A 20,666-nucleotide genomic window follows, 5' to 3' on the forward strand; every position below is an offset into this window, starting at 1 on the left:
GGCAGGAACCTACAGCCTGTTGTTCCCCGGCTTTCGCCGGGGAACAACAGGACTGTTCCCATCAGTCGCAACCATCGCAATGACGAAATTCTAACCGGCGCTCTCGCGCTCGCTCAGCTTGCGCTCCCACGCCAAGGCATGCGTCACGATCTGATCCAGATCGGCATGCTGCGGCTTCCACGGGAAGCGCGCGAGAATGGCGCTGTTGTCGGAAATCAGCGCAGCGGGATCGCCCGCGCGGCGGCCCTCCATCCTACGGTCGATCTTGAGGTTGGTCGCACGGTCCACGGCATCGAGCACTTCCATCACCGAAAAGCCCTTGCCATAGCCGCAGTTCAGCCGATGGCTCGTCTTGGGGTCGGAGCGCAACGCTTCCAGCGCCAGCACATGCGCCGCCGCCAGATCGCTGACGTGGATATAATCGCGCACGCCCGTGCCATCGGGCGTGTCGAAATCCGTGCCGAAGATGCTTACATGGTCGCGCTTGCCCAGTGCTGCCTCGACCGCGACCTTGATCAGATGCGTCGCGCCTGCCGTCGACTGGCCCGTCCGCGCGCGCGGATCGGCGCCTGCCACGTTGAAGTATCGTAGCGCGCAATAATTCATCGGATGCGCGGCAGCGACATCGGTTAGCATCGCCTCGGTCATCAGCTTCGACATGCCATAGGGATTGATCGGCCGCTGCGGCGTGTCCTCCCGCACGGGGCTTTCTTCCGGCGTGCCATATGTCGCGGCGGTGGAGGAGAAGATGAAATGCGGCACACCGCACCGCACGGCGCTTTCGATGAGCGCGCGGCTTTTGACGGTGTTGTTGTGATAATATTTCAGCGGATCGAACACCGATTCCGGCACCACGACCGACCCGGCAAAATGCATGATCGCGCCGATATTCTGCTCACGCAGCAACGCTTCGACCAGCGGCTGATCTTCGATATCGCCCTGGGTGAAGTGCACATCTTCCGGCACGGCCCAGCGGAAACCCGTCACCAGATTGTCGATGACCGCTACGGGCCATCCCGCATCGCGCAGCGCCAGCACGGCATGGCTGCCGATATAGCCTGCGCCGCCGGTCACCAATATTGTGGGCTTGTCCGTCATCTCGTCACTCCATGCCATGTCCGGGGCGATAGGCACGCGGACATGGCATGGCAAGGGTTAGCGCGCGATTAAGCTGCCTTCTTCGCTTCGGCTTTCGGGTAGAATGTCGCCCCGCTGGCTGCCATCTCGCGCATTTGCGCAGTCGGCGCAAAGCGCGGCCCGTGCTTAGCTGTCAAGGCATCCAGCGTTTCGACGACCTTGCTCAGGCCCACCGTGTCCATGTGGCTGAACGGCCCGCCGGTCCACGGCGCAAAGCCCCATCCGAAGATCGCGCCGATGTCGCCATCTTCCGGCGTTTCCAGCACACCTTCGGCAAAGCAGCGCGCGCACTCGATCAACTGCCGATACAGCAACCGCTCGCGCACCGCTTCGGGCGAGGGCTGCTCAGCGGCGAGCGGGAAGGTCTCTGCCAGACCCGGCCACAAGGCTTTCTTGCCGCCTTCGGGATAGTCATAATAACCCTTGGCGTTCTTGCGGCCCATGCGGTCCATTTCGACCATCTTCGTCATCACGTCGTCGGCGGCGCTATGGACATAGGCATCGCCCAGTTCCTTCTTCGCTGCCGTCATGACCTTGTAACCCAGCTCGATCGACACTTCGTCCGACACGGCGAGCGGACCCACTGGCATGCCAAGCTGCTTGCCCACATTCTCGATCAGCGGCGCGCTAACGCCCTCGGCCAGCAATTCCGCGCCTTCCTGCACATAGGTGCCGAAGCAACGCGATGTGTAGAAGCCCCGCGAATCGTTGACGACGATGGGCGTCTTCTTGATCTGCGCCACATAATCCAGCGCCTTGGCAATCGCTTCCGGCCCGGTCTTCTCGCCGACGATGATTTCGACCAGCGGCATCTTCTCGACCGGCGAGAAGAAATGCACGCCGATGAAATTCTCCGGCTTGCTCCACGCATGGGCCAGGCCCGTGATCGGCAATGTCGACGTGTTGGAGCCAAAGATGGTGTCCGCGCCCAGCACTGCCTCGACCTTCTTGGTCACTTCGGCCTTGATCGCGGTATCCTCGAACACCGCTTCGATTACGAAGTCGCAGCCTTCCAGCATCGCGAAATCGGTCGTCGGCGTAATGCGGGCGAGGGTGGCTTCCAGCTTCTCCGGCGTCATGCCCTTGCCCAGCCGCTTGGACAGGACGCCGCGCGCATGCTCCTTGCCCTTCTCTGCATAGGCCTGATCGCGGTCGAGCAGCACCACGTCGATCCCCGCCTGCGCGGAAACCGTCGCCACGCCTGCACCCATCATGCCTGCGCCCAGCATCGCCAGCTTCTTGGTCGGTGCCTTGGGCAGATCCTTGGGACGACGCGCCCCGCGCTCGGCGGCCTGCTTGCTGACGAACAGCGTGCGGACCATGTTGCGCGCCTGCGGATCGGCTATGACCTTCGCGAAATATTTGCTTTCCACGCGAATCGCGCGGTCCATCGGCAGCGTCACGCCTTCATATACGGCGGACAGCAGCGCCAGCGGACCGTTCAGGTTGCGCTGCGTCTGCTTCATCGTCATCGCAGTTGCGCCGATGAAAGTCTGCACGAAAGCGGGATTAAAGCCGCCAGCGCCCCCGGGAAAACGGTAACCTTTCTGATCCCATGGCTGAACACTGGCGGCCGGATTGGCCTTCAACCAAGTTTTGGCGGCCGCCACCGTATTACCAGAGGGGACGAGTTCGTCCACTACCTTAAGGCCCAGTGCTTCCTGCGGGCGGAACAATTTGCCTTGCAGGATATACATCAGCGCCGTCTGTACGCCGGTGATGCGCGGGAAACGCTGGCTGCCGCCGCCGCCGGGGAACAATCCGACGAGGATTTCGGGCAGGCCAAGCTGCACCTTGCTGTCGTCCGCCACGATCCGGCGATGGCACGCCAGCGCCAGCTCGAAACCGCCGCCGACACATGTGCCTTCGATGGCGCAGGCAATCGGCTTGCCGCAGGTTTCCAGCCGCCGGAACAGATCGTTCAGCACGAATGTCTTTTCGAACAGCGCGGTCATGTTGCCTTCGCTGCCCTCAGGAAGCATCGATTGCATGTTCTTAAGGTCCATGCCGCCCATGAAGCCGCTGGCCTTGCCCGAACAGATGACCGCGCCCTTGATGGCGTCCTCGCTTTTGATGCGGTCGATGGCCGCCGACAGATCGGCGATGAAGTCCGGGCCGATGACGTTCATCGACTGGCCGGGAACGTCGATGGTCAGGGTGGCGATGCCGTCTGCATCGGTATCGAATTGGATCGTTGTCATGTCACTCTCCTGGAGGAATGAGTCTTTGATATTGTCCCGTCGTCATCCCCGCGAAGGCGGGGATCCTTCTCCCGAACGCAGATCGTGTCGCGTGGGTGGGAGAGGGGGTCCCGCCCGTGCGGGAATGACGCCGTGGCTCAAATGCGCTCGATAATGGTGCCGGTGCCCATACCTGCGCCGATGCACAGGTTGACGAGCGCAGTGCCCTTGCCGGAGCGTTCCAGTTCGTCGAGCGCGATGCCCAGCACCATGGCTCCGGTCGCACCCAGCGGATGGCCGAACGCAATCGCGCCGCCGTTCACGTTGACGGTGCTATGGTCGAGGTCCAGCGCCTGCATATAGCGCAACACGACGCTGGCGAACGCTTCGTTCAGCTCCCAAAGGTCGATGTCATTCTTCGACATGCCGCTTTTCTTCAGCAGCTTGCCCGCGATGAATTCCGGCCCGGTCAGCATGATCGTCGGTTCGGACCCGATCGAGGCCATCGCCCTGATCCTTGCGCGCGGCTTCAGCCCGTATTTCTCGCCCATCGCCTTGCTGCCCACCAGCACCGCAGCAGCACCGTCGCAGATGCCGGAACTGTTACCGGCATGGTGCACATGGTTGATCCGTTCCAGCTCGGGATATTTCAGCAATGCCACGGCATCGAAGCCTGGCATTTCCTCGCCCATCGCGGTGAAGCTCGGCTTCAGGGCGCCCAGCGACTGCATGTCGGCTTCGGGGCGCATATGTTCGTCATGGTCCAGCACGACCTGACCGATCACGTCCTTCACCGGCACGATGGTCTTGGCAAAGCGCCCTTCTTTCCACGCTTGCGCCGCGCGCTTCTGGCTCTCAACGGCATAAGCGTCGCAATCGGTACGCGAAAAGCCGAACTTGGTGGCGATCAGGTCCGCCCCGATGCCCTGCGGCGCGAAATAGGTGTGCCACGCCACGGCGGGGTCGAACGCCATGGCGCCGCCGTCCGATCCCATCGGTACGCGGCTCATATGCTCCACGCCGCCACCGATGGCGAAGTCCGCTTCGCCCGCATGCACCTTGGCCGCTGCGATGTTCACCGCTTCAAGGCCGGAGGCGCAGAACCGATTGACCTGCACGCCTGCCGTCGTCTGCGCATAGTCGGCGTTCAGCACCGCCACGCGCGCAATGTCCGCGCCTTGCTCGCCTACCGGGGTCACACAGCCCAGGATGACATCGTCGACATCGGCTGTATCGATCTGTGTGCGGTCGCGCAGCGCTTGCAAGGTTTGTGTGGCAAGCTGCATCGGGGTGATTTCGTGCAGCGATCCGTCCGCCTTGCCGCGCCCACGCGGGGTGCGGACAGCGTCGTAAATATAGGCTTCCATAATGCGTCCTCTCTCTGGACTCGCGCCATTGGCGCTCTCGACCCGTGTAATGTGACCTTCCTGCACAAAAGTGCAAGTGAAGTTTACGTTCACGTAAAGCACCCTCTCACCCGCCAACGGGCAGAACAAAGGGTGCCGTAGGGTTATCGGCGTATCGACCCCGTACAAAATTTTTATGGCAATCGGGCGAACGAACCGTTTCCAACAGCGGGGATAGCGCAAACGCGCTCTTGGCCATAGAATCGCCGCAGACATCCGGAGGCATCGTCCATGCAGAAATACAGCCGCACCGCCATGGTCCTGCACTGGGCGATTGCCGCCGCTCTGGCCTTTCAGCTTGCCGTGGGCTGGTCGCTGGAAAGCCTCGGGCCGAAGGGCTTTGCGCTGTACCAACTGCACAAATCGGTCGGGATGCTGATCCTCGCCCTCACGATCCTGCGCGTTACGACCCGGCTCACCAAACCGCGCCCCGCGCCGACTGAAGGCGGCTGGGAAGGCGCGCTGGCCAACCTCGTGCATCTCGGCCTCTATGCGTTCATGCTCCTCGCGCCGCTCACCGGCTGGGCGCTGGTATCGACCGCGAAGATCAAGGTGCCGACGCTCTTGTTCGGCACCATCCCCTTGCCGCATCTGCCTTTGCCACGGGCCGCGCATGAAATCGCCGAAAACGGCCACGGATTGCTCGCATGGATCGGCGTAGCGCTGTTCGCACTGCACGTGGCGGGCGCGATCCGCCATCACCTTCTCCTGCGCGATGGCCTTGTATGGCGGATGGTGCCGGGGCGCTCCCCCGCTCTCATGACGCTCCTGATCCTGCTCGTACCCGGCGCGTTCGTTACCGGGGGATTGCTTGCGCGGCAGGCGATGTTCGGAACACCTGCGGAAAAAGCGCCAGCCCCCGTTGAGGAAGAAGCCGCACCCGAAAATACCACCATCGCCAACGCCGTCGTCCCGCCAGCCGACAACGCCGCCGCCGCAGTCGAAAACAGCACGCCCCCCGTCGAGGAAGCCGGACCGCCCCCGGTCTGGACCGTAAAACCGGGCGGCAGCATCGGCTTTTCCGTAGGGAACAGCGGCGAAAACATCAGCGGCGGCTTCTCCCGCTGGACCGCGAAGATCACCATGGACCCCGACCGTCCCGAAACGGCGGACATCCGTGTCGACATCGACATGAGCAGCGCCAGCACCGGCGATCCGACCCAAAGCCAGATGCTCCCCGGCGACGAATTTTTCGGTGTCGCCGCGCATCCCCGCGCGACCTTCACGGCGAAGGGCGCGACGGCGACCGGACCCAACAGCTATACCGCGCGCGGCACGCTGTCCCTCAAGGGCGCAACCGCCCCGCAAACCATCCGCTTCACATTGAAGGGCACAGGTCTCAAACGCACCGTCAGCGGCACCGCCACGATTGCCCGCAAGACCTTCGATGTCGGCAATGGCGACAGCAGCGGTGGACTTGACGCCAGCGTGGCCGTCACCTTCCGCTTCGACGCAACGGGCAAAGCGCCCTAGGAGGCTGTCGGCACGTCCGGCACTGCGCTCACTTCCGGACGCGGGCGAATATCCTCCGGCGTGTCGACATCGTACAACAGCGCGCTGCCCGTCTCGATCAGCAAGTTCTGGCTGATCAGCGCCCGCGCGCCCAGATCGCCTTTCAGCGCCTGCAACTCGGCAAAATGCCGCCGTCCGAAAAAGGCGGGCGGCCCCGGCGTGAAGCCATCGGTGCTGCCCACGACCGACCGAATATCCTCGGCGGTCCTTACCAGGCGCATCAAATGGCTCTGCGGCACTTGCGGCATATCCGCCAGGCACATCAGCATCCCGTTACAGCGCAGTTCGGACACATAATCCGCCGCCAGCCGGATACTACTCGACAGCCCGTCATCGGGATTCTCATTGACGATCAGCGTAAATCCGCGCCGATCCAGCTTGCGGTGGATGATCGGGGCCAGCTCATGCCGACGCACCACTGCGATATGATATTTGAACGGAATCGATGCGACACATTCCATCGCATGGACGATCAACGGCTTCCCGTTATGATCGGCCATCAACTTGTCTTCTTCGCCAAAGCGTGTCGAGTTTCCGGCGGCCAGCAATACGGCGGCAACTTGTTCAGGGCGCATGGGTTCAGGCGGCTTCCATTATATGGGCTTCGACCCGATTGAACGCCTGTATCATACCGGCTGCGATGGAAAGTGCAATTTCGCCGGGGCCGAGCGCGCCGATGTCGATTCCCGCCGGTCCGTCGATTCGGTCCAGATCGTGCGCCGCATAACCCTCAGCGGTCAGCCGTTCGAGCCGCGCCGCATGGCTCTTGCGCGACCCCAGCGCAGCGATGTAGCCGGTCGATCCGCGCAATGCCGCGATCAGCGCAGGATCGTCGATCTTGGGATCATGGCTCAACGTCACCACCGCCGTTGCCGGATCGGGGCGCAAGGCAGCAACTGCTTCGTCGGGCCAGCGGTCGTCCAGCACGGCATCGGGAAAGCGCTCCCGCGTCAAAAAGCGTCCGCGCGGATCGACGATGGTGGTCGCGATGCCAAGCTCGCGCGCCAGTCCCGCCAGCCCCTGTGCAATCTGCACCGCGCCGGTGATGATCAAACGGCGGGGCGGGCGATAGCGGTTGATGAACTGCCCCGCATGTTCCCCCGCCACGCTCTTGCCGCTGTCCGTATCGCTGGACACGGCCAATGTTTCACCGCGCGCGCGCGCTTGGGCAATCTGGGTCAGCAGGGCAGGGGCGAATCCGTCTTCCGTCAACGGCTGCACCATCACCGCAATTTCGCCGCCACAGGGCAATCCTGCTTCCCAGGCATCGCCATCGCTGACGCCAAAGCGATGCAATTTCGATATCCCAGAGATGATAACGCTTTCCGCGCTCGCCAATATGGCGTTCTCCACGCAGCCGCCCGATACCGATCCTTCGAACCGGCCATCCTCATGCACCAGCATGTGCGATCCCCGCGGTCGCGGGGCGGATCCCCATGTCTGGACGACCGTGGCAATCGCCATGCGGGCCGGGGCCCAATCCTGTGCCTTGGCAATCAAGTTACTGATATCGTCCATAGGATCGACACTGCCATTGGTTCTGCGGCCTGTCCAGCCGCGCGGATCGACATCTACGGGCTGGCAATTCGCATGCGCTATCGCCATATCCTTGGAGAAAGTTCAATTGAGGGGATCGGCGTGGACGCAGAACAAGGGGAAATCGGCCAGGGTCTTTTGCGTCCGAAAAAGATGGATGTGCCCGAAGACGTTCAGGAGGCGATCCGCACCTTGCTGCGCTGGTCCGGCGACGACCCGACCCGCGAAGGCTTGCTTGACACGCCCAAGCGCGTCGCGCGCGCGTGGAAGGAATATTGCGAAGGCTATCAGGAAGACCCGGCCTATCACCTCAGCCGCATTTTCCACGAAGTCGGCGGCTATGATGAAATCGTGCTGCTGAAGGATATCCCGTTTCAGTCGCACTGCGAACATCACATGGCGCCCATCGTGGGGAAGGCGCACATCGCCTATCTGCCGGACCAGTGGGTTGTTGGCATTTCAAAGCTCGCCCGTGTCCTCAATGCCTTCGCCCGCCGCTTGCAGGTGCAGGAACGGATGACCGCGCAGATCGCCGACTGCATCTGGGAAAATCTCAAGCCCCTGGGCGTCGCGGTCGTGATCGAAGGCAGCCACGGTTGCATGTCCGGGCGCGGCGTGCGCACCCACGGCGTCTCGATGACCACCAGCCGGATGATGGGCGTGTTCCGCGACGATGAAAAGAGCCGCAAGGAAGTGCTCAAACTGATGGGCATATGAGCGAGACGCCCGAAGACTCCAGCGCGGTTTCGGCGACGGGCTTCCGGTCGCTCTCCCGGCCCGCCGACGATTCGACGGTGCGCGAACGGGCGGGGCCATTGCCCATTTCGGGCAAGAGGCTGGCGCTGGTAACGGGCGGCCACCGCCGGCTGGGCGCGGAAATCAGCGCCGCGCTCGCCCGCGCCGGTTACGCTCTCGCCATTCACGGCAGCCATGACGTGCGGCTGGAATCCTCGCTCGCGCTGACATTGGAAGCGCAAGCCACCGAGTGGGACGGTTTCGTCGCAGACTTCGCCGATCCCGAAGCCGCCGAGGAACTGATCGCCCGCGTCGCCGCAACTTTCGGTCGTCCACCTGATCTTCTCGTAAACGGCGCGGCAATTTTCGGTCAGGACCGCCTCGAAAACGTCACGTCGGACGATCTGATGCGCCATTATGCGGTCAATTGCGCCGCGCCGGTCCTGCTGACCAAGGCTTTCGCAATGGTCCCTGCCGGATCGACGGATCGCAGCATCGTCAACATTCTGGATCAGCGGATCGACCATCCCCATGGCGATCAGCTTGCCTACACCTTGTCGAAGATGGCGCTGGCCGGTCTGACGCAGCTTACTGCGCGCGAACTCGCCCCGCGCGTACGCGTCAATGCCGTCGCCCCCGGCCTCACCATCGCAACCGCCGATTATTCCGATGACCAGATGGAGCGCCTGTCCGGAGCGATGCCGCTCGACTGTCTCCCGCAACCTTCACAGATCGCCGACGCCGTGACCTATCTGGCGGGTGCGACCGCAGTGACGGGGCAGGTTCTTTACGTCGACGGGGGCGCTCATATGCAGAGCTACCCCCGTGATTTCATGCACTTATGATCGCGCGGACAGTTTTTACGTGTCGACTTATTGTGCCGTCCATCCACCATCGACCGACAGGTTCGCGCCGGTAATCTGGCTGGCCGCATCGCCGCACAGGAACAGCGCAATCGCGGCGACCTGCTCCGGTGTGACGAACTCCTTGGTCGGCTGACCTGCCAGCAACACGTCGTTGATAACCTGATCGCGCGTCATGTTGCGGGCTTTCATCGTGTCGGGAATCTGGTTCTCGACCAGCGGCGTCCATACATAGCCGGGGCTGATGCAGTTGGCCGTCACGCCGAACGTCGCCACTTCCAGCGCCACCGTCTTGGTGAAACCGGCAAGGCCATGCTTCGCGGTGACATAGGCTGACTTGAAGGGCGATGCCGCCTTGGAGTGTGCTGAGGCCGTCTGAATGATCCGCCCCCACTTCTTCTCCTTCATATAGGGCACGGCGAGGCGCGTCGTGTGGAACGCGGCGGTCAGGTTCAGCGCGATGATGAGATCCCACTTGTCGACCGGAAACGTCTCGACCGGCGCGACATGCTGCATCCCGGCATTGTTGATCAGGATATCCACGCCGCCGAATGCCTTCGCCGCTTCCGCCATCATCGCTTCGATCTGATCGACTTTGGTCAGATCATGGCCGCTATACAGCGCCTTCGCACCGCTCGCCTGCTCCAGCGCCACACGTTCCTTCTCGATGGCATCCTTGTCGCCAAATCCATTGATGACGATATTCGCGCCTTGGCCCGCCAATGTCTTGGCGTAGGCCAGGCCGATACCGGACGTCGAACCCGTGATCAGCGCGGTTTTACCTTGCAGGGTCATGCTTGTTTCTCCTTCAGATGATTGGGTTGGTCCAGATCGAACGCGGCGCTGGTGCCATCCAATATGTTGCGGGCGATCAGATCGCCTTTGTGCATCACGCCTTCGACCGCTTCGCGGCCTTGCGCCCAATGGTCGAGCATCGTCGGGCGTGAAAATTCGAAGTCCCGCGCCCCGCCTTCCCACGCACGGCTGCGATAGATCAGGTGGACGATATTCACCGCACCATCGTCCAGCAGGGCACGGACCTGCTGCACTTCTGGATCGTCGCACATCTCGGCGGGCAGATGGTTCAGCACCGCCCGAATGGCCTTATGTTCCCGCCGTAGCCGCAGATACTGGTCGGTCACTTGCCGGTTGCGGCTGGAATATTGGATGTCCTTCTGCCGCGACCATACGTCGGTCATCTGCTTGGGCATCGGCCCCTCTGCTGGGAACAGGTCGACCTGAAACACCAGCATGTCGCCGTGCTGATGGTCCAGAACATGGCTGAGCGGGGTATTGGAAACGAGCCCGCCATCCCAATAATGCCGTCCGTCGATCTCGACCGGCGGCAGTCCGGGCGGCAGCGCGCCGGACGCCATGATGTGCCGCGCGTCGATCCGCATATTGGATCGGCTGATGCCATCGGGTCCGCGATTGTCGAAATAGGCGAAATTGCCGCTTTCCACATCCACGGCGCCCACGGAAATCCGGACCGGACCGTCGTTCAACAAATCCCAGTCGATTAATGTGTCCAACGTGGCGATCAGCGGCGTCGTGTCGTAATAGCTGATCGCGCCCGCCGTACCCTTTGGCATCAGCGCATTGGGGATCATGTGCGGGCGGAAGAAACCGGGGACGCCGAACATCGCCACGGCGCCTGCCGCGGCCAGATGCGCGGCCTCCCGAATATGGTCGTTTTCGGGAATCCACAGGTTCGGCATCCCGCCGCTCACCTTCTCCCAAAAGCGGTTGAGCATTTCCATGCGGCGTTCGGGCGGGTTCCCGGCGATGATCGCAGCGTTGACTGCGCCTATCGAAATGCCCGCGACCCAATCGACTTCGATCGCCAAGTCCTGCAGCTTTTCATACACCCCCGCCTGAAAGGAACCCAGCGCACCGCCGCCCTGCAACAGCAAGGCGACATGGTCCGGCAAGGGCATGGGGGGCGCCGATCGGCGGGGTCGATTCGTGGGGCTCTGTGTCATATTGCGCTGCAATACATCATAGCGTCGCACCCTTGCTATCGTTCCTTGATTACAAAGATTTCATCTTGGCCAGCCCGCACACCCGTTGAACCGTTTCCTTGGCCAATAGTTTGCCCTACGGTTATGCCAAGGCGAAGAAGAGGGGTGCCCGATGCGGCTCGACGACGAGAATGAAAGCAGCAACTTTGAGATTCAAAGCGGTCGCGGCGGGGGCGGTGGTTTCGGCGGCGGCGGGCTGGGTCTCATCGGGATGTTGCTGGGCAGCCGCTTCGGCATATTCGGCATCGGTATTCTCATCGTCGGCGCGCTCATCATGGGCGTCAATCCGCTCAGCCTGCTGGGCGGCGGCGGGGGCGGCGCGCCGCAGGTCCAGACCGAAAAGCCCGGCTTTCAGGAACTGACCCCGGTACAGCGCACTTCGCTCAAGGTGCTCGGTTCCACCGAACGTCGCTGGACCGACATCTTCAAGGCAGAAGGCCAGCAATATCCGCCGCCGACGCTGGTCTTCTACAGCCAGAACGGCCAGTCGGGGTGCGGCGCGGCGCAATCGGCCATGGGACCGTTCTATTGCCCCGCCGACCAGAAGATCTACCTCGACACCGATTTCTTCAACGAAATGGAAACCCGCTTCAACGCGCCGGGGGATTTCCCCATCGGCTACATCATCGCGCATGAAGTGGGCCATCATATCCAGACGATCACCGGCATCGCCAACAAAGTCCGCACGGCACAAAAAAGCGCTTCGGAAGCCGAAGGCAATGCCTTGCAAGTCGCGATGGAGTTGCAGGCCGATTGCTATGCTGGCGTCTGGGCCGCCCGCGACACCAACCTGATGGAAGCAGGCGATCTGGAAGAGGGGATGCGCGCTGCCCAAGCCATTGGCGACGACACCTTGCAAAAGGCCGCCGGTCGCCGCCCCGTGCCCGAAAGCTTCACCCACGGCACCGCGGCCCAGCGCATGGAATGGCTGCGCAAAGGGCTAAGCACCGGCGACCCGGCGCAATGCGATACGTTCAAAGGGGTTTGAGGCTGCCGGACTAGTTAGATAACGTCCAGCACCAGCCCCATGTCGCGGGCATCCTCGGCGTCGATATACCAGTTCTCCGGCGCCTTGTGATGCACTTCGTCGAAGCCGATATTGCTGCCTTCGATCAGCGCGCGGAAGCCTTCTTCCTCGATGTTGATGCTATGCTCGATCTCGTTGAGCGTAGCCTTCAACGTCGCGACGCACATCCGCAGCGGACCAGACAGATTGATGGTCTTGGTAATCTGCCGCTCATGGATCATCACTCGCGTCCCGCGCGTCAGAAAGCGTTTGTCCCGCGCAAAATAGCTCATGAAGGTTGCCCCCGCCGAATAGACGGCCGCTTGCCCCAGGAACAGCAACTCGCGCCCCTCATGCTCCTGCATGATGCGCACATCGTCGCCCATCGCGCGCGCCACTTCCGGATCGCCGCCCATCGTGGTGAGCGAAATCACCAGCGGCCCGGTCTTCGGCGCGGAAATCAGCGCCTGCCGGAAAAATCCGTACATATTATAATCGACGGGGCCAGCCAGCCCGATATTCGGACGCGCCAGCAGCGGGTATAATCGTGGGTTTGCCATCGACCCCCAACGGGGCAGCCCTTCATCCGTTCCACGGATGCAATAAACGCAAGATCGATGGCGCGGCGGCTTTACTTCTTGCGCCCCGGCTCCATGCTGAGCCGCGTCATTAATATCGCCGCCCGCTTGGCCTGCCGTTTGATGCTGTCCAGATCGGCGGTTTCTTCGGGCGTATGATCGCCTTCGCTGGTTACACCGAAACCGACCAGCCCATCGGTATCCGCCGCGACGAAGGAAATATCCCCTGCGCCCCGCTTCAACGGATCGAGCGCAGGCATCTGCGGCAATTTCAGATCCGCGTTGATGCCATTCAGCTTGGTCAGCAGCCCGCGATTGCCTTGCGTCGGGGCCATCGGCGGATAGCCTTGGTCGATCAGGATCGTCGCGCTCGTCCCCGGCGCATGCGCCTCGACGATGGCCTTCATCTTCGCGATCACGCGGTCCGTTTGATCCTGACTCAGTGTGCGGAAGTCACCCCGCGCGATGGCGATGGACGGGATGATGTTGGTCTTCCCCGTCGCCGCGATCCGCACACCGTCCTTGTCGAGTTCCGCACTCTGCCCGCCGCCGATGATGCCGACGTTGAACGTCAGATTCGGCTCGGGCAGTTCCTTGCGAAACGTCGCAATGATCCGCGTCAGCTCATATATCGCGCCTTCGCCCGCCGATGCTGAGAAGATGCCGGAGCTATGCCCCGATTTCCCGGTCGCCGTCAGCGTCCAGCTATTGGAGGATCGCCGCGCAATCGACCCCATGTCCACGCCGTCCACGACTGACAGCCCTTCGAAATCCAGTGCCACATCGGCTCGCTTGCCCGCCGCGATCAGGTCCGCGCGCGCCACGTCCAGCGGCTCGCCGCTATCTTCCTCGTCGCCCGTCAGAACGATTTCGATGTTCGCGTTTTTCAGCGTCCCCGCCGCTTGCATCGCCCGCAGCGCAGACAGCATCACGACCATCCCGCCCTTGTCATCGGCTACGCCCGGACCCTTGGCCTTGTCGCCCGCCCGCGCGAATGTCTGGAATGGCGAATCCGGCTCAAACACGGTGTCGAGATGCCCGATCAGCAGCATCTTCGTCGTCCCCGGCTTCCCCTTGTGTGTGGCAACGATATGCCCCGCGCGCTTCGCCGCCAGCATCGGCTTCCACTCGACCGCAAAGCCCAGCGCTTTCAACTCTGGTGTCACCATCTTGCCGACCGCCTCGACGCCAGCAAGGTTCAGCGACCCGCTGTTCTGGTTCACCAGCTTTTCGAGCAGCGCAATCGACCGCTCATATTCAGCATCCACCGTGCGGCTCATCGCCGTTTCGGCAGGCGACAACGCCGCATGGGCGGGCAGGGCAAGGCTCATCGCCATCAAGGCGACGGTGGAACGAAGGTTCATGGAATGCAGCCTCATTTGCTGGCGTAAGCCGTGACGAGATCATAGAGAAAATCGCGCCCGACCATCAGCGACGTAATTTCGCGGCGTTCGTTCAATCCATGTGCGCCATTGCCATCCGGATCGCCCCAGCCACCCGGCACACCATAAGTCGGAATGCCGATCACCCCCAGATACGTCGCGTCGGTTGCGCCCGTCGACATGCTCGGCACCAGCGGCACGCCGGGGAAATATTTCGCGACCAGCTTTTCCGCCGGACCCATGATGCGCGGATCGAGCGGCGGCGGCACCGCAATTGGCCGGATGCGTCCAACCAGTGTCACCGTAATCGCGGGGTTGTTGATCGCCTTCACCAACGCTGCCTGCGTCGTCTCGGCGGTTTCGCCGGGGAAGATGCGGCAATTCACGTTGGCCGAGGCCCGCTGCGGCAACGCATTTTCCGCATGGCCCCCCGCGATGGTCGTCGCGACGCAAGTGGTGCGCAACGTGCTGTTATACCCGCGATCGGACGTCACCATCGCCAATGCGCTGGCATCATTCGGGTTCTTCGACAATGCCACCATCGCCCGACCCATATCGTCGCCACGCGATGCGCCAGCCTGCGCAAAGAAAGCCCGCGTCGTGTCGTTCAGCGTCACCGGAAACCCGTAATCCCGCACCTTGGCCAACGCATCGCCCAGATCGTAGATCGCATTCTCCCGCACGGGGATGGAACTATGCCCGCCCGGATTGGTCGCTTCGATCCTGAAATTGCGGTTCGATTTCTCGCCGATCTGCATCGACTGGACGACGACCTTGCCCTTGCCATCGGTCCGTCCGCCGCCGCCTTCGTTCAAAGCGAACTCCGCGGCGATCAGGTCTGGCTTGGTTTCGGCCAGCCACTTCGCGCCATTAAAACGCCCGCCCGTTTCCTCACCACAGGTCAGCGCCAGCTTGATCGTGCGCTTGGGGGCAGGGCCGTCTTTCTTCAGCCGCGCCATGATGTCGACCCACGCGGCGACCATCCCCTTCATGTCGGATGCGCCACGCGCGTAATAATATCCGTTTTCCTCGACCATCGTGAACGGATCGCGGGTCCAGTCTTCCCGCTTGGCTTCCACCACATCCAAATGACCAAGGAGGAGCATGGGCTTCAACGTCCTGCTCGTCCCCGGCAGCACCGCGACCAGCCCGCCATCCTTGGGGAACTCCGGCACGGAAAACAGCGTAAGCTGATCGTCCTTATACCCCGCCGCCTTCAACCGCACCGCCATCTTCTCCGCCGCCGCCGTGCAACTGCCCGAAGACACCGTCGTGTTGGTTTCCACCAGTTCCTTGAACAGATCGCGAAACGCCGCCTGATCGGCGGTCAGTGGCGCAGGCGTCTGTGCGCGAGCGGGAGATAAAGTGGCAATGGCCAGCGGCAATATGGCGGTCCACGCCAGCAAATGTGCGCGCATGATGTTCCCTGTTTTATGAATGTGGTGGCGAAAGCGGATTGCGCCCCGAAATCTACTTCGCCAGTTCCGCTTCGATGGCAGCGACCAGTTCCGTATCGTCCGGAGCGGTCGTCGGCGCAAACCGCCCAGCAACCGTGCCGTCCTTTGCGATCAGGAACTTCTCGAAATTCCACAGCACTTCCGGCTCCGGATTCGGCGTCATGCCATATCCGCGCAGCTTTTCACGAAACGCATCGCCATCGCCCGACGCCTTGGGCGCGGCCTCGGTCAGCGCCGCATAAAGCGGATGCTTGTCCGGCCCGGTCGCCACCAGCTTGGCGAACATCGGGAAATCCACTGCGAAATTGGTGGTGCAGAACGTCGCGATGTCCTCGTTCGTCCCCGGCTCTTGTCCCGCAAAATCATTCGCCGGAAAGCCGGCCACGACCAGCCCCTGATCCTTATAGTCCGAATAGAGCTTCTCCAGCCCTTCATATTGCGGCGTCAGCCCACATTTGGACGCGACGTTGACGACCAGCACCACCTTCCCGGCATAGTCGGCCAGGCTGGCATCGCCATCGCGGATCGTCTTGAGCGGAATGTCTTGCAGAGCAGTGGTCATGGGGGAGACTCCTGTAGGTTTTACAGGAGGCTAGAGCGGCTGGAGCGGAGGCGCAAGCAGAAGGCGGGGACTCTTTGGCATCGAATTGCCTGTTCATCGCGGCCATATGTTTAGCGCCAAATTGGGCGGAGGGGCCAACCGCCTAGTTGGGCGTCACCGTCGTAGTGGTCTGCACCGCATCCAGCATCCCCGGTATCCACCCCGTCTTATTATATAGCGAAAAGCCGTTGGTGAAGGACCAAGCACAACTCTGCACGCCGATGGAGGCAAAGGCGGAACTCACCAGCCCGTAATATTGTATGCGGTCGGCAACGGCGATGCCGTCAATATCATAGGCGCCATATTCGCCAAGAAACGGCACGCGCCCGGTGCGGTTCATATACTCTTTGACGCGCGTGACTGCTGTATCGATCGCCGCCCGATCGCTGTCCTGCAACGCGCGACCCATGGGATAGTCCAGCGTCGTCCATTTCGCGCCCTGATGCGTGAATTCCTTCGGCTCGTAAAAGTGGAAGGTGGGGATCAGGTTGGGATCGTCCAAGGGAATATCGAATGTCGCCAGCGATTCGACCTTGCTGCCATAATTGCCGGCCACGACGATCGGTCGTGTCGGGTTTGTCTTCCGGATCTCTTGGATCGCGGGCGTGAATATGTCCCAGGTGCTGACCTTGCTCCAGAATTCATGGCTCGGCTCATTTAGCAACTCGAACCACACCTTCGGCCCATCGCTGCGATGCGCTTCGGCAATCTGCCGCCAGATCGCTAGGAAACGCTCCCGCTCGGCAACGGGGGACTGCTGCACGTCTATATAGTGATGCAGATCGATGATGATGTTGAGGTCCGCGGCTACGGCCAGGTCGACCACGTGCCGCACGCGCGCCATCAGTGCGGCCTCAATGGCATAGGGTGGGGTCGCCGCCGTGTGCGCGGAATATTTGACCGGCAGGCGCACGGTATCGAACCCGGCGGCACGGATGGTGCGGAAATCGTCATCGCGGATCGGGCGTCCGAAAATATCGCCTTCGATCTCGCGCTCCAGCATCCCGCCCATGTTCACGCATTTGCCCAGCGGCAGGGCGTTGCCCTTCGACGGTCGCGCGGCCGGTGCCAGCGTATAGCCGAACGCCACCTTCGCCGCCGTGGGCGCAGGCGTCGGCGTTGGCATCGCGCTCCCGCTTCCGGGGGAGGGCGACGTGGGAATCGTGACGGGCGGTGTGGCAGAGGCAGGCGTGGCGCTTGTCCCGCCGCCCCCGCCGCAGGACGCCAGCAGCACAGTGAGGAGAGGCAGCGATAGCGATCGAGGTGACATAAAATTCGTTCCGGTTGCGAAGCGGTGAACCGTCAGGACGACATGCCATCTACCTGATTTCACTCTGAAAACCGGGTCTATGGGAATATAGTTAACAAGCTGTTGTGTGGCGTGTCTTCTTCCTCCGGCAACGCGCAGACTCCACAGGTGCCCCCTTGGCGTTGCTATTTTGTGACTATGCCGCTATGCAGCAAATGTCGCGTGCGGGACGATTGCTCGTCACTGGTTGCACTTTGCACGAACGCCGCGGCCGGTCATCGAAGCGCCCGGATTATTCGGATGTCGATGAAACAGGCTGCGCGTGCTGCTTTGCCTGCCTTTTTACGCCCTTTGCCGGGCATGTGATGGAGAAGAACCCATGTCGTCCAGTGCTGTCCGCCCGTTTTTGGTCAATAAGGATGAAGATGGCCTTTTCCGCCTGACCGTTCGCGAAACCCGCTACAATTCGCAGGGTTATCCGCTGGTCACCTCCACGCTGCAGCCCGAAACCTTCAAGACCGCGACCGCTGCCAAGGTGCACGCACGCGAAGTCTTCGGCGCTGTCACCGGCGACTACGCCACGAAGTAAGGGGGTAGGGGGCCAAGTCCCCCTGCTGACACAGGCGATGGGCGCGCAGTGTCGCGCCCTATAGCTCGCCACGCTGGCGCCGGATCTCGAACCAGCGACGCACATTCTCGTTATGCTGTTCCAGCGTATCGGCGAAGATATGCCCACCCTTGCCATCGGCCACGAAATACAGGGCCTTGGTCGGCGCAGGGTTCAACACCGCGACAATCGACAGCCGCCCCGGATTGGCAATCGGCCCCTTGGGCAGGCCCGTCATCGCATATGTATTATAATCGTTCACCGCTGCGATTTCCGATTTGCGGATACGGCGGCCCAGCGGCTTCCCCTTGGTAATCGGGTAGATGATCGTCGGGTCCGCCTGCAACATCATCGCCTTGCGCAGCCGGTTGCCATAGACGCCCGCCACAGTGGGCCGCTCCGTCGCGACGGAAGTTTCCTTCTCCACGATGCTCGCCAGAATGATCGCCTCGCGCGGCGATGTGACGACCGCGTCCTCACTACGCTCCGCCCACATCGTCGCCAGCGCCTTGGTCATCGCCGCCTGCATCCGCTTGAGCACGGCGGCGCGCGGCTCACCCTTTTCATAGGCATAGCTGTCCGGCAACACGCTGCCCTCGGCGGGCACGTCGAGTTCACCCGTCAGGTCATCCACGGCCTTCAACCGCTCATACACCAGGATCGACGGCATACCTTCGGGAATGGTGATCAGCCGCGTGACGGCTTTGCCGCCCTGCAGGATCGTCAGTATTTCCGAATTGCTCGCGCCCTTGGGAATCGCATATTCGCCCGCCTTGATTGCCTTGCCCGACCCGAACACCTTGGCCCGTGTCAGGAACGCGTCGGCGGACAGGATCAGCCCTTCGCGCTTCAACTGCACCGCCGCGCTGGTCAGCGTCGCGCCATCGGCGATCACGACCGTCTTGGCACTCTTAGATGGCCCGTCCTGCGTCCAGCCATGCACGAACTGAAACGCCACGAACGCCAGTGCCGCCACGCAGACCAGCAGGATCAGGCATCCAACACGGCGCATCGAACGGCCCTTACAGCGCCTTCATGACGAGGCTGGCATTGGTCCCGCCAAAGCCGAAGCTGTTGTTCAGCACGGCCTTCACCTTCCGCTCCTTGGCGACATGCGGCACGAGATCGACGCCCGCGCAGCCATCCGACGGATTGTCGAGGTTCAGCGTCGGCGGCACGATCTGGTCGCGCATCGCAAGAATGCAGAAAATCGCTTCGACTGCGCCCGCGCCGCCCAGCAAATGGCCGATGGCCGACTTGGTCGACGACATGGACAGCGCGCCGATGTCGCTGCCGAACAGGCGGCGTACCGCGCCCAGTTCCAGCTCGTCGCCCATCGGCGTGGAGGTGCCATGTGCGTTGATATAATCGATGTCGGACAGCGCCAGACCCGACTTGCGCATCGCCATTTCCATCGATCGGAACGCGCCCGAACCTTCGGGATGCGGTGCCGTCACATGATAGGCATCGCCCGAAAGCCCATAGCCGATCACTTCGGCATAGATTTTCGCACCGCGCGCCTTGGCATGTTCATATTCTTCCAGACAGACGACGCCTGCGCCTTCGCCCATCACGAAACCGTCGCGATCCTTGTCATAGGGGCGCGATCCCTTTTCGGGGGTGTCGTTGAAATTGGTCGACAGCGCGCGCGCCTGCGCGAAACCGGCAATGCCGATGGGGCAGATCGCGCCTTCCGCGCCGCCCGCCAGCATCACGTCGGCATCGTCCATCGCGATCATCCGTGCAGCGTCGCCAATCGAATGCGCGCCCGTCGAGCAGGCCGTCACGACAGCATGATTCGGACCCATCAGACCATATTTGATCGACACCTGACCGGAGATCAGGTTGATAAGCCGTCCATGCACGAAATGCGGCGACACGCGGCGTGGCCCCTTTTCGTGCAGCACAATCGATTCGCTGGCGATACCGGGCAGGCCGCCGATGCCTGATCCGATCGACACGCCCATGCGGTAACGCTCCTCTTCGGAAGCATCCGTCAGGCCCGCATCTTCCAGCGCCTGTCCGGCGGCATCGATGCCATAGATGATGAACGGATCGACTTGCCGCTGAACCTTGTGATCGACGCGCAGATTGGGGTCGAACCCATATTCATGATCGGCCGGCTTCACTTCGCAGGCGATGCGGCACGCATAATCGGTGGCATCGAAGCGGGTGATCGTCGCCGCGCCGGATTTCGACGCGATGATGTTCTTCCACGCCGTCTCAACGTCTGCACCCAGCGGCGTGACCATTCCCAGACCCGTTACGACAACACGACGCATAATCCCGCTCCGTCAAAATCAGACTTGTCACCCGTCGGGCAAAGACCGACCGGCGTAAATAAGAAAATAAAAGGAAACGGCCCCCCTTCCACCGGATACCGGGGACGGAGAGCC

General features: G+C 62.2%; 19 protein-coding genes. 5 read left to right on the top strand and 14 right to left on the bottom strand.

Annotated elements, in window-relative coordinates; translation table 11 throughout:
• Positions 1-90: 90 nt before the first annotated feature.
• From galE to LQ220_RS04290, 3 genes are all read right to left on the bottom strand, one after another.
• Positions 91-1,098, bottom strand: coding sequence for a UDP-glucose 4-epimerase GalE (gene galE, locus LQ220_RS04280; protein WP_230187021.1), 1,008 nt, complete (start codon positions 1,096-1,098; stop codon positions 91-93).
• 68 nt (positions 1,099-1,166) lie between these two features.
• On the bottom strand, positions 1,167-3,338 hold the full coding sequence (locus LQ220_RS04285; protein ID WP_230187022.1) for a 3-hydroxyacyl-CoA dehydrogenase NAD-binding domain-containing protein: 2,172 nt from the start codon (positions 3,336-3,338) through the stop codon (positions 1,167-1,169).
• A 137-nt stretch (positions 3,339-3,475) separates the two neighbouring features.
• Entirely contained in the window at positions 3,476-4,684 is a 1,209-nt protein-coding gene (locus LQ220_RS04290; protein ID WP_230187023.1) for an acetyl-CoA C-acetyltransferase, read from the bottom strand.
• Between the two features lie 270 nt (positions 4,685-4,954).
• Between LQ220_RS04290 and LQ220_RS04295 the strand changes: the two genes are divergently transcribed.
• On the top strand, positions 4,955-6,196 hold the full coding sequence (locus LQ220_RS04295) for a cytochrome b/b6 domain-containing protein (protein WP_230187024.1): 1,242 nt from the start codon (positions 4,955-4,957) through the stop codon (positions 6,194-6,196).
• On the opposite strand, the gene LQ220_RS04300 is transcribed toward LQ220_RS04295, so the two are convergent.
• Entirely contained in the window at positions 6,193-6,810 is a 618-nt protein-coding gene (locus LQ220_RS04300; RefSeq protein WP_230187025.1) for a nucleotidyltransferase family protein, read from the bottom strand. The genes LQ220_RS04295 and LQ220_RS04300 overlap by 4 nt on opposite strands.
• 4 nt (positions 6,811-6,814) lie before the next feature.
• A complete protein-coding gene (locus tag LQ220_RS04305; protein WP_230187026.1) occupies positions 6,815-7,753 on the bottom strand; it encodes an XdhC family protein in 939 nt (312 codons plus the stop codon).
• Between the two features lie 171 nt (positions 7,754-7,924).
• On the opposite strand from LQ220_RS04305, the gene folE reads away from it, so the two are divergent.
• A complete protein-coding gene (gene folE / locus LQ220_RS04310) occupies positions 7,925-8,488 on the top strand; it encodes a GTP cyclohydrolase I FolE (protein WP_230187262.1) in 564 nt (187 codons plus the stop codon).
• On the top strand, positions 8,485-9,351 hold the full coding sequence (locus LQ220_RS04315) for an SDR family oxidoreductase (RefSeq protein WP_230187027.1): 867 nt from the start codon (positions 8,485-8,487) through the stop codon (positions 9,349-9,351). The genes folE and LQ220_RS04315 overlap by 4 nt, the downstream gene beginning before the upstream one ends.
• 27 nt (positions 9,352-9,378) lie before the next feature.
• On the opposite strand, the gene LQ220_RS04320 is transcribed toward LQ220_RS04315, so the two are convergent.
• Complete coding sequence (locus LQ220_RS04320) at positions 9,379-10,164, bottom strand: 3-hydroxybutyrate dehydrogenase (protein WP_230187028.1); 786 nt, start codon at positions 10,162-10,164, stop codon at positions 9,379-9,381.
• Positions 10,161-11,306 carry a DUF3734 domain-containing protein gene (locus LQ220_RS04325; protein ID WP_230187029.1) on the bottom strand — a complete coding sequence of 382 codons (1,146 nt, stop codon included), beginning with the start codon at positions 11,304-11,306 and terminating at the stop codon, positions 10,161-10,163. Before LQ220_RS04325 ends, LQ220_RS04320 begins: the two co-directional genes overlap by 4 nt.
• Positions 11,307-11,502: 196 nt before the next feature.
• Here LQ220_RS04325 and LQ220_RS04330 point away from each other — a divergent pair, with 196 nt between their 5' ends.
• Entirely contained in the window at positions 11,503-12,378 is an 876-nt protein-coding gene (locus LQ220_RS04330) for a neutral zinc metallopeptidase (RefSeq protein WP_230187030.1), read from the top strand.
• Between the two features lie 14 nt (positions 12,379-12,392).
• On the opposite strand, the gene LQ220_RS04335 is transcribed toward LQ220_RS04330, so the two are convergent.
• The 5 genes from LQ220_RS04335 to LQ220_RS04355 all read right to left on the bottom strand — a co-directional run bounded on the left by LQ220_RS04335 (position 12,393) and on the right by LQ220_RS04355 (position 17,684).
• Positions 12,393-12,956: an ATP-dependent Clp protease proteolytic subunit gene (locus tag LQ220_RS04335; protein ID WP_230187031.1), complete on the bottom strand. Its 564-nt coding sequence runs from the start codon at positions 12,954-12,956 to the stop codon at positions 12,393-12,395.
• A 71-nt stretch (positions 12,957-13,027) separates the two neighbouring features.
• Positions 13,028-14,338: a M20/M25/M40 family metallo-hydrolase gene (locus LQ220_RS04340; protein WP_230187032.1), complete on the bottom strand. Its 1,311-nt coding sequence runs from the start codon at positions 14,336-14,338 to the stop codon at positions 13,028-13,030.
• 11 nt (positions 14,339-14,349) lie between these two features.
• Positions 14,350-15,774 (bottom strand): M20/M25/M40 family metallo-hydrolase, encoded by a 1,425-nt coding sequence (locus LQ220_RS04345; protein ID WP_230187033.1) that lies wholly within the window; start codon positions 15,772-15,774, stop codon positions 14,350-14,352.
• Between the two features lie 52 nt (positions 15,775-15,826).
• Positions 15,827-16,375, bottom strand: a complete 549-nt coding sequence (locus LQ220_RS04350) for a glutathione peroxidase (RefSeq protein ID WP_230187034.1) — start codon at positions 16,373-16,375, stop codon at positions 15,827-15,829.
• A 142-nt stretch (positions 16,376-16,517) separates the two neighbouring features.
• Complete coding sequence (locus LQ220_RS04355; protein ID WP_230187035.1) at positions 16,518-17,684, bottom strand: glycoside hydrolase family 5 protein; 1,167 nt, start codon at positions 17,682-17,684, stop codon at positions 16,518-16,520.
• Positions 17,685-18,042: 358 nt separating this feature from the next.
• On the opposite strand from LQ220_RS04355, the gene LQ220_RS04360 reads away from it, so the two are divergent.
• Positions 18,043-18,252 carry a hypothetical protein gene (locus LQ220_RS04360; protein ID WP_230187036.1) on the top strand — a complete coding sequence of 70 codons (210 nt, stop codon included), beginning with the start codon at positions 18,043-18,045 and terminating at the stop codon, positions 18,250-18,252.
• Positions 18,253-18,310: 58 nt separating this feature from the next.
• On the opposite strand, the gene mltG is transcribed toward LQ220_RS04360, so the two are convergent.
• Together mltG and fabF are read right to left on the bottom strand one after the other, a co-directional pair.
• On the bottom strand, positions 18,311-19,282 hold the full coding sequence (gene mltG / locus LQ220_RS04365; RefSeq protein ID WP_230187037.1) for an endolytic transglycosylase MltG: 972 nt from the start codon (positions 19,280-19,282) through the stop codon (positions 18,311-18,313).
• A gap of 10 nt (positions 19,283-19,292) precedes the next feature.
• Entirely contained in the window at positions 19,293-20,552 is a 1,260-nt protein-coding gene (gene fabF, locus LQ220_RS04370) for a beta-ketoacyl-ACP synthase II (RefSeq protein ID WP_230187038.1), read from the bottom strand.
• Positions 20,553-20,666: the final 114 nt, after the last annotated feature.

Source organism: Sphingobium sp. CECT 9361 (assembly GCF_918741285.1).
Classification (GTDB): domain Bacteria; phylum Pseudomonadota; class Alphaproteobacteria; order Sphingomonadales; family Sphingomonadaceae; genus Sphingobium.